The organism is Teredinibacter franksiae, assembly GCF_014218805.1.
In the GTDB taxonomy this organism is placed as follows: Bacteria; Pseudomonadota; Gammaproteobacteria; order Pseudomonadales; family Cellvibrionaceae; genus Teredinibacter; species Teredinibacter franksiae.
Window position 1 is genome coordinate 3,149,268 of sequence record NZ_JACJUV010000001.1, and the last position, 16,927, is coordinate 3,166,194.

General features: G+C 48.1%; 13 protein-coding genes. 9 read left to right on the forward strand and 4 right to left on the reverse strand.

The annotated features are described in order from the left end of the window. Positions 1 to 8 precede the first annotated feature (8 nt). Positions 9 to 1,388, reverse strand: coding sequence for a TolC family outer membrane protein (locus tag H5336_RS13320; protein ID WP_185234771.1), 1,380 nt, complete (start codon positions 1,386 to 1,388; stop codon positions 9 to 11). 225 nt (positions 1,389 to 1,613) lie between these two features. Here H5336_RS13320 and H5336_RS13325 point away from each other — a divergent pair, with 225 nt between their 5' ends. The 5 genes from H5336_RS13325 (at position 1,614) to parE (ending at position 6,409) form a co-directional block, all read left to right on the forward strand. Continuing rightward, positions 1,614 to 2,237 carry an NUDIX domain-containing protein gene (locus H5336_RS13325; protein ID WP_185235757.1) on the forward strand — a complete coding sequence of 208 codons (624 nt, stop codon included), beginning with the start codon at positions 1,614 to 1,616 and terminating at the stop codon, positions 2,235 to 2,237. Positions 2,238 to 2,239: 2 nt separating this feature from the next. Beyond that, the gene (locus H5336_RS13330; protein ID WP_313557200.1) at positions 2,240 to 2,689 is read left to right on the forward strand and encodes a DUF1249 domain-containing protein; all 450 of its coding nucleotides are present in this window, start codon (positions 2,240 to 2,242) and stop codon (positions 2,687 to 2,689) included. A 334-nt stretch (positions 2,690 to 3,023) separates the two neighbouring features. Beyond that, on the forward strand, positions 3,024 to 3,809 hold the full coding sequence (cpdA, locus tag H5336_RS13335; protein ID WP_185234772.1) for a 3',5'-cyclic-AMP phosphodiesterase: 786 nt from the start codon (positions 3,024 to 3,026) through the stop codon (positions 3,807 to 3,809). 36 nt (positions 3,810 to 3,845) lie between these two features. Further along, the gene (locus H5336_RS13340; RefSeq protein WP_185234773.1) at positions 3,846 to 4,424 is read left to right on the forward strand and encodes a YqiA/YcfP family alpha/beta fold hydrolase; all 579 of its coding nucleotides are present in this window, start codon (positions 3,846 to 3,848) and stop codon (positions 4,422 to 4,424) included. A 98-nt stretch (positions 4,425 to 4,522) separates the two neighbouring features. Next, a complete protein-coding gene (gene parE / locus H5336_RS13345) occupies positions 4,523 to 6,409 on the forward strand; it encodes a DNA topoisomerase IV subunit B (RefSeq protein WP_185234774.1) in 1,887 nt (628 codons plus the stop codon). On the opposite strand, the gene H5336_RS13350 is transcribed toward parE, so the two are convergent. Further along, the gene (locus H5336_RS13350; RefSeq protein WP_185234775.1) at positions 6,406 to 7,095 is read right to left on the reverse strand and encodes a hypothetical protein; all 690 of its coding nucleotides are present in this window, start codon (positions 7,093 to 7,095) and stop codon (positions 6,406 to 6,408) included. The two genes, parE and H5336_RS13350, sit on opposite strands and share 4 nt — an antisense overlap. Before the next feature lie 344 nt (positions 7,096 to 7,439). On the opposite strand from H5336_RS13350, the gene H5336_RS13355 reads away from it, so the two are divergent. Together H5336_RS13355 and H5336_RS13360 are read left to right on the forward strand one after the other, a co-directional pair. Beyond that, complete coding sequence (locus tag H5336_RS13355) at positions 7,440 to 8,348, forward strand: hypothetical protein (RefSeq protein ID WP_185234776.1); 909 nt, start codon at positions 7,440 to 7,442, stop codon at positions 8,346 to 8,348. Positions 8,349 to 9,143: 795 nt separating this feature from the next. Next, positions 9,144 to 10,286, forward strand: a complete 1,143-nt coding sequence (locus H5336_RS13360) for an aldose epimerase family protein (protein WP_313557203.1) — start codon at positions 9,144 to 9,146, stop codon at positions 10,284 to 10,286. A gap of 688 nt (positions 10,287 to 10,974) precedes the next feature. Here the strand turns inward: H5336_RS13360 and H5336_RS13365 are convergent. After that, positions 10,975 to 12,606 (reverse strand): sodium:solute symporter, encoded by a 1,632-nt coding sequence (locus H5336_RS13365; protein WP_185234777.1) that lies wholly within the window; start codon positions 12,604 to 12,606, stop codon positions 10,975 to 10,977. A 378-nt stretch (positions 12,607 to 12,984) separates the two neighbouring features. On the opposite strand from H5336_RS13365, the gene H5336_RS13370 reads away from it, so the two are divergent. Continuing rightward, positions 12,985 to 13,584: an HAD-IA family hydrolase gene (locus H5336_RS13370; RefSeq protein WP_185234778.1), complete on the forward strand. Its 600-nt coding sequence runs from the start codon at positions 12,985 to 12,987 to the stop codon at positions 13,582 to 13,584. Positions 13,585 to 13,818: 234 nt separating this feature from the next. After that, positions 13,819 to 15,684, forward strand: a complete 1,866-nt coding sequence (locus H5336_RS13375; RefSeq protein WP_185234779.1) for a glycoside hydrolase family 9 protein — start codon at positions 13,819 to 13,821, stop codon at positions 15,682 to 15,684. A 202-nt stretch (positions 15,685 to 15,886) separates the two neighbouring features. On the opposite strand, the gene H5336_RS13380 is transcribed toward H5336_RS13375, so the two are convergent. Beyond that, positions 15,887 to 16,903: a hypothetical protein gene (locus tag H5336_RS13380; protein ID WP_185234780.1), complete on the reverse strand. Its 1,017-nt coding sequence runs from the start codon at positions 16,901 to 16,903 to the stop codon at positions 15,887 to 15,889. Positions 16,904 to 16,927: the final 24 nt, after the last annotated feature.

The window sequence follows — 16,927 nt, forward strand, 5'->3', positions numbered from 1 at the left end:
TTAGCGGCTTAATCAATCTGATTGCGGGATACTTTCTTGCTGGTATCGAGCCAGCCGTTCAACTCGGTCACATCGACCGGGGAGAGGGCGCCGGCAACTTGCTTGAGTTGCAGGGTGCTAAGCACATAAGAGTAGAGCGCATCAAAATAGTCACGTTGGGCACGGTATAAATTACGCTGTGCGTTCAATACATCGACCAAGTCGCGGGTACCGACATCGTAGCCGGCTTGGGTGGCTTCTAGTGCACTTTGGTTCGAGGTGATAGCCTGTGAGCGAGCTTTTACCGTGGCAACGCTGGTGGTTACCGTGAGGTAGATAGAGCGGGTTGCCTGTACAACATCGCGCTGGCTCTGGCTCAGTTGTTCACGCGCGGCAATGAAGTCCTGCGCGGCTCTGCGGCGCGCAGCAGAAACGCCACCACCGTTAAAAATGGGTACCGATAGTGTCACACCAATGGATTGGCCTTGGGTGTCAGTGGTGGTAATTAGGCCAGTGTTAGGGTCGCTTTCGTTTGAGTTGTCTGAGTAGCTATAGGAGCCGACAAGTGTTGGTAGGTGCTGCGATTTTGCTGCTTTGCTAACATTTTTGGCGGAAGCGGCGCTGAGCGATGCAATTTTAAGGTTGTAGTTTTTTTCCATGGCCATATCCACCCAAGCATTCCGTTCAGCGGGGATGGGGGGAGATACGGTGAGGTCTTTCTTTAGCGGAGACAGCTGGAAGTGCGGCCGGCCGGTAATTACTTCTAAGGCTTCGAAAGCGATTGCTAGGCGGCCTTCGGTTATCAGTCGCTCTGCGGTGGCAGAGTCGAATACCGCCTGCGCTTCGTGTACTTCGGTAATGGCGGTTAACCCGACCTCAAAGCGCTGACGGGTTTGTTCTAGCTGATGGGAAAGTGCGTTCTCTTCCGCCTTCGCCGATTCTAGGTTATCAACCGCTTGTAAGGCAGCAAAATAGCCCTGAGCTGAACGCAGAATAATATCCTGTTCTGCAACTCGAAACTGCGCTTCAGCAATATCCGTTACGTCTTTTGCCTGCTGGTAAGAATACCAGACGGCCATATCGAACAATGGTTGGTTGAGGGTAATAGAGTAACCGCTATTGGTGCCGTTGGATTCGCTATTGATTGGCGCCAGGTTATCGTTAGTGGTGGTGGTCAAATCGGATGACGAGTCAGTCCAACCGGCCTGTGCGTTAACGCTGGGTAATAGACCCGCAAGGCCTAGCTTTGCACTCTCTTTACCCGCTTCCCTGTTCGCCTGGGCCACTTTAAACGTATGGTCGTTTAACAGCGCTTGCTGGTAAATTTCTTCCAGTGTAGAAGCCTGTCCTATAGTGGATATACCGCTAAGGGCGGCCAGGGCCATAAAATTCCTGCATGTTTTGTTCATGAATGTTGTCCAGTGGTCGAGTAATTGTCTAATTCTTGTGCGGTCTTTATTTTTGCGATACTCAATATGGGGTTTAGCCAGACTGATATCACGATTTTAGCTTGAATAAATTACATCATGGGGTGGGGGAGCTGAATGTCAACACTTACTGTAGCTTTACTCTGCGCATGGGCCTAAATACACTCATCTTCTTAATTAATAGTGGGGGGAAGCTAAATGGCCGATATGGGGGCGAAAGCCGAATTGGGGGTGGATGATTTCACCGTTCATGAAGACGATGTTGTATACAACGGTTTCTTCAAAATGTACAAATTACGGCTCAGCCACAAGGCCTTTGATGGTGGTGATATTGATAATATCAGCCGCGAGCTATTTCATCGAGGCGAAGCGGCAGCTGCGATCCTCTACGACCCGCAAAATGACCTTATTGGCCTTATAGAACAATTTCGCATAGGTGCGTTGGCATCGGAGTTTGGGCCTTGGTGCTTGGAAACGGTGGCGGGCATGATGGAGGAAGGTGAAACACCGGAAGCGCTTATCCGGCGTGAGTTGGAAGAAGAGGCGGGCATTGTTGGCGCCCACATTTTACCTATCTCTAGTTATTACTCATCACCGGGCGGCTGTAGTGAAAAAATCCATCTGTTTTGCGGGTTGTGCGATCTAAAGGGTAAAGGTGGTCTATTTGGTTTAGCGGATGAGCATGAAGATATTCGCTTTACGGTATACCCTGCCGGTGATGTTTTTCAAACTATGTATCAGGGTCGTACCAATAACGCGGCAACCTTGATAGGCTTGCAGTGGATACAACTTAATCGAAACGATTTACAAAATACATACGCAGGCCAATAGACGTGGCAACCTCTTCCGAATTAAACACCTCCAAACAAAAGTCGATATCGGTCGATATTAAAGGCCATCACGCCCAGTGTGAGCTTAATTTCCATCGTCTGCTAACGCTTATGCCGGGCTGGAAAGAGGGCGCCGAACGGTGGGCGTTTGCCATTGGTTCTGGGCACCTGTTTAAAGTGCAAATGCGCGTTATCGATTCGGCGCGCTACACCACTACTTTAGAGGTGGAGCAGCATCAGCAAGGGCTGCAGCCGCCACGGCTAATTGTGCGTTTATACCACGACGCGAGTATGGCGGAGATCATCTCCTGGGATGGCCATAGGCACTGGAAACCACATTACGACTACCCTAACCCGCAAATGTATATGCCAGACGAAAAGCTTGCCCTCAACCGCTTCTTGGGAGACTGGTTAGAAGTGTGTCGCACTCAGGGATATGCCCGCTCAGATTAGTGTGAAACTGTTCTCGTTCGTACAAAATATTATTTCGCTTTCAGCTCATTCCAGCCCACACTTCCTCTACCGGGGTAGCACTCTCGCTTGACCACAAGCCGTTATTGGTGCCCTAGATAAGCAAAGTTCAACGGTGTTAAGGCTTATCTGTTGGTTCATACGAGTACGGGAGTTTGGCCACATTACTTAAAAGTTTCCAACGGGAGCTTTAAATTAGTGTTATCACGCCCTAATATGGATAGCCCCGCCATTAAATGGATACAGGAGCCTGAAAAAAGGTCTAAACGCCAAAGGGTTTTTAGAAACAAGGTTCCAAGAGCAGAGCAGATGAATTATGAGGCCGTTTCGCCTTTTACAGATAACGGATTGTCACTTAGGTAGTCAGCCTGGAGAGAAGCTACTCGGTCTAGATACCGATCAGAGCCTCTACGATGTACTTCAGCTGCTACAAGCTAATGAAGCCCCGGATATGATCCTCGCAAGTGGAGACATATCCAATGATGGCGGCGTTGCTTCCTATGAGCGTTTCATTCATATCATTGAGCGCTACTTTCCCAATACGCCCTTGGCCTGGTTGCCCGGTAATCACGACGACCCCATGAATATGGATCAGGTCGCTAATTTACCCATTGAGGCCCATTGCATTCGCGGCGGCTGGAACATGACTTTTCTCGATTCGCGTATCCCGATGGAAGAAGGTGGAGATCTGCACCCCAATGAGCTCGATCGGTTGGATCAGCAATTGGCGGCTTACCCTAGGTTACCTGCCGCGGTTTTCCTCCATCACCAGCCGGTTCCTGTCGGTAGTGAATGGCTGGACCAGTACGTAGTATTGAGCCATAAAGCATTTTTTAAAATCCTCGATCGACACCCACAGGTTAAATCGGTGTGTTGGGGCCACGTGCATCAGTCTTTTGAAGCGGAGCGAAACGGCGTGCAATTACTGGCAACGCCTTCCACCTGCGTACAGTTTTTGCCCAATTCCGAGAAGTTTGGTGTTGATGCGGCCATGCCGGGTTATCGTCGCTTCGAGCTACACGCCAATGGCCGTGTTGAAACCGAGGTATGCCGAATTAAAGATAAAGTGTACAAAATCGATTTCGCCTCCACCGGCTATTAAAGACCGCTATAATGCAGGCCTTCGCAAGAGGTCTGCATGGCAACAATTCTTTATATTCACGGTTTTCTCAGCTCTCCGCAGTCATTTAAAGCTCGGGTTACTCAGCAATGGCTGGCGGCCAACCGGCCTGATCTCCACTATATTTGCCCCGCTTTATCGTCTTACCCACAAAAGGCTGCCGCCGCACTTAAGGATCAGCTAAAATCGCTTGCGCAAGAGCCGCTGTATATCATTGGTAGCTCTCTTGGCGGGTTTTGGGCTACCTGGCTGATAGAGCAGTCGCTTGCAAAAAAAGCGGTAATCATCAACCCTGCTGTTGCTCCGCAAACATTTGTGCGGCCGTTACTGGGTGAACCACTGAAGAGCTACTACACCGACGAAGTATTTACTTTGGGCACCGACGACTTGGCCGCTATTGAGCAGTACGACTACCCGGTGGTGAAACGATACGATGCCTACTGGCTTATGGTACAAATGGGCGATGAAACGCTGCCCTACCAGCAGGCTGTTGCAAAATACCGGTGGTGCCAGCAGCGGGTCGAGCCGGGGGGTAGCCACACGTTTGATGGCTATGAAAAATGGCTGCCAAAGATAATGAATTTTTTTAATGTGTGATCGCCTAAGTATTCAGTGTTACATGCATGAGATAAACAGTGCGACAAACGGTATAAACATTAAAACCACCCATACAAACAAAAACAATTAGAGAAGCAATGGCAACTTACACTGCAGAAGATATTGAAGTACTCACGGGTCTAGACCCGGTGAAAAAACGCCCGGGTATGTACACCGACACTACACGCCCAAATCATCTCGCGCAGGAAGTGATAGACAACAGTGTTGATGAAGCCTTGGCCGGTCATGCAAATAAAATTGAAGTAGTGCTGCATAAAGACCAATCCGTCAGTGTTTCCGATGACGGACGAGGTATGCCAGTAGATTTACATCCAGAACAAAAAAAACCGGGTGTGGAGGTTATTCTTTCAACACTTCATGCGGGGGGTAAATTTTCTAATAAAAACTATCAGTTCTCCGGTGGTTTACACGGCGTGGGTGTATCGGTTGTTAATGCACTTTCACAGGTTTTAGAGGTCACTATTAAGCGCGACGGTAAGGTGTACCGCATAGGCTTTAAAAACGGTGACAAGGCCTCCGACCTCACCGAGGTCGATACCTGTGGCAAGCGCAATACGGGCACCACCGTTAGATTTCTACCCAACCCTAAGTATTTTGATTCCCCTAAATTTTCGGTTTCACGCTTGCGTCATGTACTGCGAGCAAAAGCAGTATTGTGTCCCGGTCTTGAGGTTGTATTCGTCGACGAACAGTCGGGAGATACCGATACTTGGTTCTACCAAGATGGACTTAAAGACTATTTGAAGGCCGCTACACAAGGGTGGGAAACACTGCCCGAGCAACCCTTTGTAGGCGTGTTTGCCGGTACTACAGAGGCGGCAGACTGGGCCGTGCAATGGTTGCCAGAGGGCGGCGAAGTTGTTCAAGAAAGTTACGTTAACCTTATTCCTACCGCGCAGGGGGGCACCCATGTAAATGGCTTGCGCACCGGGTTAATGGATGCAATGCGAGAGTACTGTGAAATTCGCAATATAATACCGCGTGGCATTAAACTGGCTCCCGATGATATTTGGGCGAATTGTTGTTTTGTTTTGTCACAGAAAATGTCAGACCCGCAGTTTTCTGGTCAAACCAAAGAACGCTTGTCTTCACGCGAGGCGGCGGCTTTTGTGTCGGGTGTAGCCAAAGATGCTTTCAGTTTATGGTTGAATCAGCATACGGAAGAGGGTGATAAACTTGCTGATTTTTGCATTAGTAACGCGCAAAAACGTGTGCGTTCAAGCAAAAAAATTGCACGTAAAAAAGTTACCGCTGGCCCGGCATTACCGGGAAAGCTGGCCGATTGCTCTTCCGATGATCCAAGCGCAGGCGAATTATTTTTAGTGGAAGGCGACTCGGCGGGCGGCTCTGCTAAACAGGCGCGAGATCGCGTGTATCAAGCTATCATGCCATTGCGCGGAAAAATATTGAATACATGGGAGGTGGATAGCGCAGAAGTGCTTGCCTCACAGGAAGTACACGATATTTCTGTTGCGCTCGGCATCGACCCGGGCTCCGATAACCTCGAAAACTTACGTTACCACAAAGTGTGTATTCTTGCCGACGCCGACTCCGATGGCTTACATATTGCCACGCTGCTTTGCGCGCTTTTTGTTCGCCATTTTCATGCGTTAGTCAAAACTGGCCACGTGTTTGTTGCCATGCCGCCCTTGTTTCGTATCGATATAGGTCAAGACGTTTACTATGCCCTCGATGAAAGTGAAAAGCAGGGTATTCTCGAGCGCATACAAGCGGAAAAGAAGAAGGGCAAAGTGAATGTGCAGCGTTTTAAGGGGTTGGGTGAAATGAACCCGCTACAATTGCGAGAAACCACTATGGCCGTTGATACCCGTCGGTTGGTGCAGCTAACAATTGATGCGGGAGACGACACTCATCAGCTTTTAGATATGCTGTTAGCAAAGAAACGCTCGGGTGATCGAAAGATATGGCTTGAAAGTAAGGGCGCTCTGGCGGACATCGACTAGTTCTTGTACCTCTCCAATGCTTTATGCAGCGCCCGCTGAATTTTTTCGGATTCAGTTGGGCTGTTGCCGCACTTATAAGGTAATGACCAATACCCCGAATTCGTCTCGTCGTGCCCTTCGGTAAACGCGAAACAAACATTCCCTTTCTGTATTATCTTTTGCCCGTGAATAGTGGTAAATGTATCGACATTTTTGTGCCTGGTGTTGTTCTGGCTATAGAGTTTATTCGCATCACCAATATTTTTTCGAAGTTTAGGATCAAATACAGTTGCCGATCTTTTTTGCTGTTGCGGGAAAGAACGGCTAACGGAATTGTTTGTGGTTATGTCTACAGGTTCACTGGGCTGGATTCTGGCTTGGTCGATGTTGTTATTCGGTCGTATTTTTATGGCGGAATCGGCAACGCCTTTCATGGTCACTTCATTGTGTAAAAGCTTTTCTTTCAAGTCAGCTTCCGGCTGGGCGGGCAGGCTTGGCTTTTTGTTGGTTTGCAAGCTGTGGGGCTGCAAGAGATGTACGGTTCGGATACTTGCTGCTCCTTGAGGGGGCTCCATGGGTAGCCTCTCAGGTTTGAAACAATAAAAGGCTGTAAAATGCACGGCCGCAGAAAAGATCAGTGCAACAATAAGTTTTTTAGCTTGGCTGTTGTCCAGCGTTCTGGCAAAGTCTTCTGTGAGTACCAGCAAACGTTATTCCAATAAGTGATAGAGGTGCTCTTATGTGACGGCTAGAAGGCCATTTGGTTCGGGTGAGATTTCGCAATTGTTTAGGCCTAACTAGAGGAATTTAAGCGAGTGTTTTAAAAAACGGTACCCATAAACCGTTTTTATCTGTGCTCTCAGAGTGAAAAACCTGAAAAACTGATGCTCCAAAATCAAACAATTGGACTAAGCTGAAGTAACAGTGCCAACGGTTCTTGGTGATGTGACTATGTGTTGTATTGCGAGATGTGAAGCTCATGCCTGTGTGGAGAATTCCGACGAAAGCTTTAGATTGTTCAAGGCTGAGCTTGTACAGATGTTTTCGCTGTTTGATGGTGTTGTTTTTAGTTCTACAGGGTATTACGGCCTTGGCTTGTGAGCAAAAGCCGGGGTATGCCGAGCCCGTATTGGTCTTTCCTCCAAAATTCAATGCCAAAGATCGCGAACAGGAGTACACCTTTAACCTGATCCGGCTAATTCTGGCTAAATCCATCGATAAGTACGGCCCCTGCAATGTGGTGTATATGGATACAAACATCCCATTGAATCGCGCCGAGCTTTATTTAGAAAAAAATCAGCGCGTTCATGTGGTGTCTCTTACCGTGACGCGCGATAGAGATAAGCGCTTTTTGCCGGTTCGGTTACCATTGTCCAGAGGTTTACGTGGCCTAAGGTTGTTGTTGATTCGGGAAAGCGAGCAGCCGCGTTATTCTGCCGTTCGTTCGCTAGATGGCCTCAGGGCTTTGACAGCCGGGCAGGGAGCTAACTGGGTTGACACTCAAATACTGAGGCAAAACGGCTTATCGGTAATTACAACCGACAACGTTAATTCGCTTGCGGGCATGCTGGCCAGCAGGCGGTTTGATTACTTTCCACGAGGCTCTAGAGAACTGGTTTCGGAGATGCGTATCTACGAAAATTTGCCCATAGTGCTAGAAAGTGATTTGGTGCTCAGCTATCCCAATCTTACAGCGCTGTATGTTCATCGCGAAAACTATGCACTGGCTCACCGCCTTGAGTACGGTTTGGAACGTGCGTACGATGATGGTAGTTTTGATCAATTTTTTTATGCCCACCATAGCGTAGAGGCGGCGCTAAAGTATATGGATTTGGAAAACCGCCGCGTGTTACATCTGTGTAATCCTTACCTGCCTCCCTGGGTGCCCATACAAAAAGCGAAATACTGGCTGGTGCCCTGGCCGGCACGTATGCAAACTACTGTATGCATGGGGCAGTAGCGGGTGTCGGCTCGTGGAAACTGAATTACTGGCTGCTGGATACTTCCCCACCCCTGCTCATAAACACAACAGATACAACCTGTGTCCTTGAGTTAGCGCCGACTCCCTGCGCAACCCGTAAGTTTTGAAAGGTTAGTCATCCTGCAGTGTTGCGGTTTTTGTGCGGGGCTAGCCCCTAGTTGTTTTTTACATAAAACACGGGTAATTTGCGTATCTTAAATTATTATATTACTATTTGGGTTGGTCCGACCTTCCATACTCACTTACCCGTGCAGCACTGGAGTGGCGTGCTGCGCCTGCCCGGGAGAATAGGCCAGCTGAGCGAGGTTTTAGGTGTCGTTTTTTGCCATTGCTTTCTTGGCATAGAAAGCCTCGCTCAAGACCCTTTTTTGGGTTCGGCTACAATCAATCATTAGATATGCCTAATAATTGTTAATAATCCACAGCTTTTTCTGCCGAGCCCTTCGGTGTCGGTTTAACCCTGAGACGTGATAAAAAATCATACGTTGGTTGGCAGTGCTAGGTATCAGAGGTTTTCTAAGGAATAAATGCCTATCGAACTCACGGAAAATTTCGATACCGAAGAAGTGCAATTTTTGTTTGAAATTTAATGACTTTGAATAGGTGAAACCTGCAGCATTCCTTAATATGTGTGAGCATATTGAGATACTTGCGCAATTGGTTTTGAAGGTTTCACTTTAATAGTAAGGATTAGGAGCTGCTTCGTACATCTTCCCGAACGGCTGCAAGCCTCACTTACAAAAAAATAAGTCCGTCAAGGCTAAGGGTAATAATGTGAATAAACTACTGTCTCGGGCCTTTGTGCTTTCGGTTTCATTTTTATTGTCGTTCACGGCGTGTGCCAAGCCGTCTGGAGGCGAAGCGTCAATAGTACAATCCTTATATGGCACCATGCCCAATGGTGAGTTGGTTACGCAGTATGTGCTAACCAATACCAGTGGTGTGGAAGCCACTATTATTACTTATGGTGGCATCATAACCTCTCTTAAAACGCTCGATAAAAATGGCAAGCTTGGCGATATTGTGTTGGGTTATGACAACTTAGAAGGTTACATAGCAGACTCGAATTATTTCGGTGCGTTAATCGGCCGTTATGGTAACCGTATTGGTAAAGCGCAGTTTTCTATTGAGGGTAAAACCTACCAGCTAGAAGTTAACGATGGCGAAAACCATCTTCACGGTGGCTTTAAAGGTTTCGACAAAAAAAATTGGAATGCGACAGCCTTCAAAATTGACGGCGAAGTTGGTTTGAAGATGGAGCTGTTCAGCCCAGACGGTGAGCAGGGTTACCCCGGTAATGTCACTGCTCAAGTGGTTTATACGTTAAAAAGTAGTAACGAGTTGGTTATGGATTATATGGCGATAACCGATAAGCCTACGCATATCAACATGACTCAGCACAGCTACTTTAATCTAGCAGGCGACGGTAGTATTCTCGATCATCAGCTTACAATTCCAGCGGATAGCATAACACCCGTCGATAAAGGCCTGATTCCAACTGGGGCCCTGGATAAAGTAGAGAACACGCCTTTTGATTTCCGTAAAGCTACGGCCGTTGGCAAACGCATTGATGTTAAAAATCCTCAGTTGGCATATGGTTTGGGTTATGATCACAATTTCGTGTTGAATAAGTCTGAAGAGGGGGCTTTTGAATTGGCAGCGAAAGTTGTTGAGCCTAAAACGGGGCGTGTACTGGAAATCTTTTCGGAAGAGCCAGCCATTCAGTTCTATTCCGGTAACTTCCTCAATGGTACCGCGAAAGGTAAGGGCCAAACTTATGAGCACCGCACGGGTTTTTGTCTTGAACCACAGCATTTTCCTGATGCTCCCAATCAGCCTAACTTTGCTTCAACATTGGTTAAGCCCAGCGAGGTTTACAGTACGCGTATGAGTTATCGTTTCAGCGCGGTCAAATAAATTCTTATCAGCAGGGCGCTTACGCTCCCTGCTACGTCCCTTTGTTTTTCTCCGTTTTGATTGTAATCCCAGGTAATTAAATACCTTCTATGTGCGAAAGCGCTATTTACTTTCCTGTTTTTTCCTTGTCGTGCAGATATGTGAATCGATCTTTTTATATGAGCTAAAGCCACGATCTAATGCTAAGCGATAGCGCCTAACCCTACAGAAAAATGAGTTTTTTGAGCGGTACTCTGAAATATTTCGATGCGTTACTGCTGCGTTTATTTGGCGTAATTCGGGGCGGGAATTGAGCGATTCCCGAGGCGAAAGTTTGGCTTTAATCGAGCATTTTACATGCTTTGAGTCGCTTGGTTGGTGGATGCCCGCGTATAAGGGAAGCTATAGTGACTTGCCTTGTAGCTTATGTGCGGTCGGTGGTCTCGTAGCACGAGCATAATTCAAACTCAAATTTTGATCATGCCTGCGAACGCGGCTATCTTTTGTCGGGGGCTACCCAAGGCCACGGAAAATCGACACTTCTGTTCACTGGAGCGACTGGGTAAAAGGTGCGTGAGGATTTTTTTATCCCCTCCGCGCGTAGATAGGTATTCATAACCCTAATAAGCACGCCGTTTGGTCCAAACCGAAAACAAAAAAACGCCCCGACTTCGGGGCGTTTTTTAAAGGCTAATGGGCAGATTGAGCATTAAAAGAATCGCCAGTAAATAAACATGGTAATACCAATAATCATGCCTGTATGGAGTATATCCCACATATCGATACCCGCTTTAAGCTCGGCCATCTGTTCTGGTTTCATTGTGCGGAAGGTAATGCCCTCAAGCTGCGCGATATCGGTTTTAGGCGTAAACAGGCTGATTACCATCATAAGCACCACTACCGTTATCATGAGGAAAATACAGATATACAACCAGTTTTCGTTAGCAAACCAACCTATGAAAGGTATACCTTCTAGTTCGGCTGCCCAGAAAGACAGCACCAATCGCGACATGCCCAGAGCAAAGCCGATAACTAAACCCCAGAAGCCCGCGGCTTCGGTAATGCGCTTAGAGCCAAGGCCCAGTAAGAATACGGCAGCAATACCTGGCGCAATCAAAGCCTGTACCTGCTGCAGGTATTCAAACAAGTTCGAGGAAAGTGCCAGCATTAACGGTATCCACAGCATACCGAGAATTACAATGCCCACAGTTGCGAGACGGCCGACATGCAGAAGCTTTTTCTCTGAAGTTTTTGGGTGTAACTTTTTATAAAAGTCGATAGTAAATAAGGTTGCGGAGGAGTTGAACAGCGAGGCAAGTGAAGACATTAATGCCGCCAGTAGCCCGCCAATCACAATGCCTTTGACACCGGAGGGCAGTAGTTCAGTTACCAGCGTTGCGAATGCCGAGTCGGATGTGCCGTAACTAATGAGGCCTTTTTCTCGCAGCGCAAAAGCAATCATGCCGGGTACGAGGAAAATAAATACCGGCAACAGCTTTAGGTAGCCCGCAAAGATAGTACCGCGACGCGCTTCCTTAATGCCCTTCGCAGAAAGTACACGCTGAACAATGTACTGATCGGTACACCAGTACCAAAAGCCGATAATAAAGGAACCGAAAAGTACACCAGGCCAAGGGAAATCAGGGTCATCCCAGGGGCGAATCAAATGCATTTTTGCTTCATTAATGCGCTCTACTTCGGCCCAGCCGCCGACCTTGTCTAGGCCAACCCAAAGAATCACAATGGAGCCAATCAGCAGTACGGGGGTTTGCAGTACGGACGTCCACATAATGGCTTTCATGCCACCCAGAACCGTGTAAATACCGGTAACTACCACCATAGCCACGGCGGCAACCCAGAAGAACGGTATGCCCCAAAGGGTGTCGATACCCAGTAGTGTTTGCAGTACTAGGGCGCCCGCATAAACGGTGACGGCCACCTTGGTTAGTACATAACTTACAATGGAGATAGCCGCGAGAAAGGTGCGAGAGCGCGAGGAAAAGCGACGCTCAAGAAACTCAGGCATGGTGTAAACCCCGGAGCTCCAGTAAAACGGCACAAACACCCAGCCGAGCAGCAAAATAATGTAAGACTGTAACTCCCAGTGCGCCAAGGCCATACCTGAAGACGCGCCTGCGCCAGACAGGCCCACAAGGTGCTCCGAGCCAATATTGGAGGCAAAAATAGACGCACCAATAGTCAGCCAGGTCGCGTTACGGCCGGCTAAAAAATAATCTGTTGTGTCTTCTTCTCGAGACAAAATGGATAGGTAGACAATCCCGGCCAGAAGAATGAAAAATCCCCCGAGCACGAGCCAGTCGAGTGTGCTTAACTCGATCATGGTGTGGTAACTCCCAATGTTCTGTTGTTATTAAAATATCGTATTAGACGAGGCTAAAACAAGTCGTAGTATTGTAATACAATTGGTGGTCGTTGTCAGAGCCTTTATTTGGCCGATGGTTTGAACTTCACTTCCCGCCAGTTCGGCCAGTGTACCGGTGCAGCTAGGGCTTGTCCTAGTCAAAGGTGTCCCAGTTAAAGATAGACCTGTAGGCAAATCTATTGAGCCTATTCGGTCGTAGTATCAACATTAATGGGGGGCTCGAGGCGTTACAATAACGTCAACCTTTGCTGTGGTTGGAGTCGCATTGTGCTAATTTCGGCAGTCTAACGAGCGACCCGCAGTGGACGCTGTTCATTAATTAACTTTGGAGTAACCGTGCTAGATAAATACCAAGCCATCATTTTCGATATGGACGGAACCTTGGTCGACAGTGGCCAACTGCATGAAGTGGCCTGGACGCGCACTTTGGAAAACTATGGCATACCGGTTGATCGGGCATTTATGCGTTCCTTAGCCGGTGTGCCCACCAAAGGCACGCTAGATATTCTGTTGGAACATTTTAACCTGCAAGTAACCGCCACCAGCAGCGAAATGAATGACTACAAAGAAGCGGTAGTACGCAACATTGCTAAAGATTACGTAAAACCCACCGCTCTTGAAGAGTACGCCCGTCGTTACCTTGGTCAAAAACCTATGAGCGTAGGCACCGGCGCCTATACCGCAGAGGCTGAATCGATTTTGGCATGGTGTGGTATTCGTGAACTTATTGGGCCGGTGGTTGGTGCCGATCAAGTAGCAAACCCCAAGCCGTCACCCGATACGTTTTTACTCTGCGCAGAATTAATGGGGGTGTCACCCGAAAACTGCGTTGTTCTAGAGGATTCAAAACTAGGCTTGGAAGCTGCCGAACGGGCAGGCATGGATGGCATAGATGTGTTGGAAGCCTTTAGTGTTCGCAATGACTATTTTTTGTAACAGGCTCGAAGGATAAAGCGTGGGTAAATCAGCTCGATAGAATTGAGCGTCGTTGTGCTTCAATAATGGGCTGTTGAATATTTTGTTTGGGTGGAGATTCCGCTAGCGGTTGGTGGGGGTGAGGGTAGAGGCAGGGTTATATCGGCGATAAACCGAACAATAAGTACAAAAATTAACGCAGTCGCGACCCTATGCCTAGTAAGCTTAGTAAAAGACATGATTCTGAGGCGACCAATGGCTATTTTTAAACCCTGTGGGGCAATCACCCTTCTTTCTTTGTTACTTGTGGCTTGTGGTGGTTCTGGTGACGGAGATTCAACCAGCTCAAGCTCAGCCGCTAGCTCTGTTTCGTCATCCTCGAGTTCGTCCTCGAGTTCGTCCTCGAGTTCGTCCTCGAGTTCGTCCTCGAGTTCGTCCTCGAGTTCGTCCTCGAGTTCGTCCTCGAGTTCGTCCTCTAGCTCGTCCTCTAGCTCGTCCTCTAGTATGTCCGATCAGTTGATTAAGGTGAATCAGGTGGGCTACCTGTTAGATGCACCAAAAATGGCTATTGTGCCCGAGGTATCAGCCGCAAGTTTCGATTTGGTGAATGCAGCGGGTATTGTTGTTTATACCGGCAACCTGTCTGCACCGACTACTTGGGAGCCAGCCGGGGATTCAGTAAAGCTGGCAGACTTCTCCAGCTTCAATACCAGCGGGTCTTATCGTATTACAGTGGAAGGTGTGATTGACTCCGATAGCTTCGACATAGGTGCTCAGGTATACAGCGACCTGCATGATGCCACTATCAAAGCCTACTATTACAACCGTGCTAGCACGGCACTACTGGCAGCGCACGCTGGCGACTGGCAGCGTGCAGCTGGCCACCCAGACACCAATGTACTTGTTCATGCCTCTGCGGCCACTAGCGTGCGCCCCGAAGGCACCAGTATTTCGGCGCCTAAAGGTTGGTATGACGCCGGTGACTACAACAAATACATTGTTAACTCCGGTATATCGACGTATACCCTGTTAGCCGCCTATGAGCACTTTCCTGCTTTCTACAATAGCCGCGACTGGAATATTCCCGAGTCGGGTGATGACTCCCCCGACCTGCTCGACGAAATTCTGTGGAATCTCGATTGGATGGAAGCCATGCAAGATCCAAACGATGGCGGTGTATTCCACAAACTTACCACCCTCAACTTTTCGGGCGACGTCATGCCGGCAAATGCCACTGCACAGCGTTATGTCGTTACCAAGGGCACTGCCGCCAGCCTTAATTTTGCCGCCGTAATGGCTACAGCAAGCCGGGTGTTTGAGGATAGTGACAGCGCCCGAGCCAGCCGCTATTTAGCCGCAGCCAAAGGAGCTTGGGCCTGGGCCGCGGCTAACCCCGGCTATACATTCAGTAACCCCGATGGCGTGAACACCGGCGGTTATGGCGATAGCAATTTGGGCGATGAATTTGCCTGGGCGGCAGCAGAGTTATTTATTGCTACCGGAGAAGCGTCATACTTAACTGCGTTCTTGGACCGCAACGTGGCTGCCGGTGTACCCGGTTGGAGTTACGTGTCGCCACTGGCGTACATGTCGTTAGTGTTTAACGCTGAATCCATGGTGGCGGTTGATGAGTACAGCAGCTTCCAGCAAATACTCATTGATACGGCCAATAGCCTAGAAGCGGAATACAGCCGCTCTGCTTATCGGGTGTCCATGACCCAGTTCTACTGGGGAAGCAATGGCGTTGCTCTAAACCAAGGCATGATGTTGTTGCAGGCTTGGCGCATGACTGGCGAGCAGAAATATCGAAACGCGGCTTTAGGGTTAGTAGATTACGCCTTAGGCAAAAATCCCACAGATTATTCTTTCGTTACCGGCTTTGGCGCACGGCCAGCGATGAATATACATCACCGTCAGTCTGAGGCCGATAGCGTTGTCGCTCCCGTGCCGGGCTTCTTGGTGGGTGGTCCAAACCCGGGGCAACAGGACGGCTGTGATTACCTCTATGATGAGCCAGCAAAATCCTATGTGGACGACTGGTGTAGCTATGCGTCTAACGAAGTCACTATTAATTGGAATGCGCCTCTGGTGTATGTGTTGGCGGCGCTTCAAGCGGATTAGCACGGCCAGATTATTAGTGATGATTTGGGTGAGCCGTGGTAAGGGGCCAAAAAGGCCCGCTGATGGATACGTGAAGGCCTAATTCTTTTTTCTGGAAGGTTGTGTACGAGAAGGTTGTAAAGTCATGGAAAATACACGGCGCCTAACGTTGAAGTGCATAAATGTTAGCCCCCAAAGTGTAAGGCAACTTTCGGTAGCTGACCTATTGCGCACTTTTTAGAGACGTAAAAAAATGTTTAAACGGCGAGAGTTGAACGCTGCTTTGCCCTTTTAAAATCAGTATTAATAGTGTACCCATAATGGGTAGATGCCCCACAAGCTCCTCAACACCGGAGACGACAGCCGTCGTAATAAAAACGAAGCCCAGGGTGATGGATACCAGCCGCATAGCGATGCCGGTGCAAAGTAATATGCCTAATACGGCCTCGAAAAAACCAACAAAATAGACAAAGTCAGTATGGCCAAACTGGCTATACCCGAGTAGTTGAATAAAATTGTAATAGCTGTGTTGTTCCACAAATAGTAATGCGTAACCAGACCCAATAAATTTGTTGTGAATGGCTAGTTCCAGTAATTGTAACCCCAAGCCCAAACGCAAGCTTAGTATGGCTAGGTTTTCCCAGTTATATTTATTCGGGTTGAAACCCCCCATCACTCTTCTGTCGAATCGGCTAACGTAGGGGCCTATAAATATAAACGCCATGCCTACACCAAAAAATTCAAAAAAGTAGTCAAGTGCGATGGCCGCACCAAAAAAAGCAATATTTAGAAACGCTACAATTATGAGCGCCACGCCAACAATAGCTGGCGAAAATGGGAGTAAAACCAGAACGGTTGCCTGAATAAATATACCAAGGGGTATAAGTGAGGGGTGTAAGATCAAATTGGGTGCTAGATATTCACCGAGCATTAAGTTTACAACCAACACAATGTTTAACATACCAAACAAGGCATACCACTCAAGGTATGCAGGTAATCCCCAATCCGTTTTTAGCGTGTTTAATACCGAATTTTTGCTGGCTGTAGATAAAAATTGGTTTGTTAGTAATATACCGCTTAGGTAAAGTGTGATTAACAAGGCACTTAGGGCTAGCGGCCAGTTAAAAACAAAGGGTACATCGGGTACTACAGCGGCATCGATAAACCAGCGAACATGCGCTTCGCTGTGAACAGAAATAAAAGTAAATGGTACAATAATGGTCGATGCTAAAGGCTTCATAGAATGGCCGTTTCAGGTTATGGT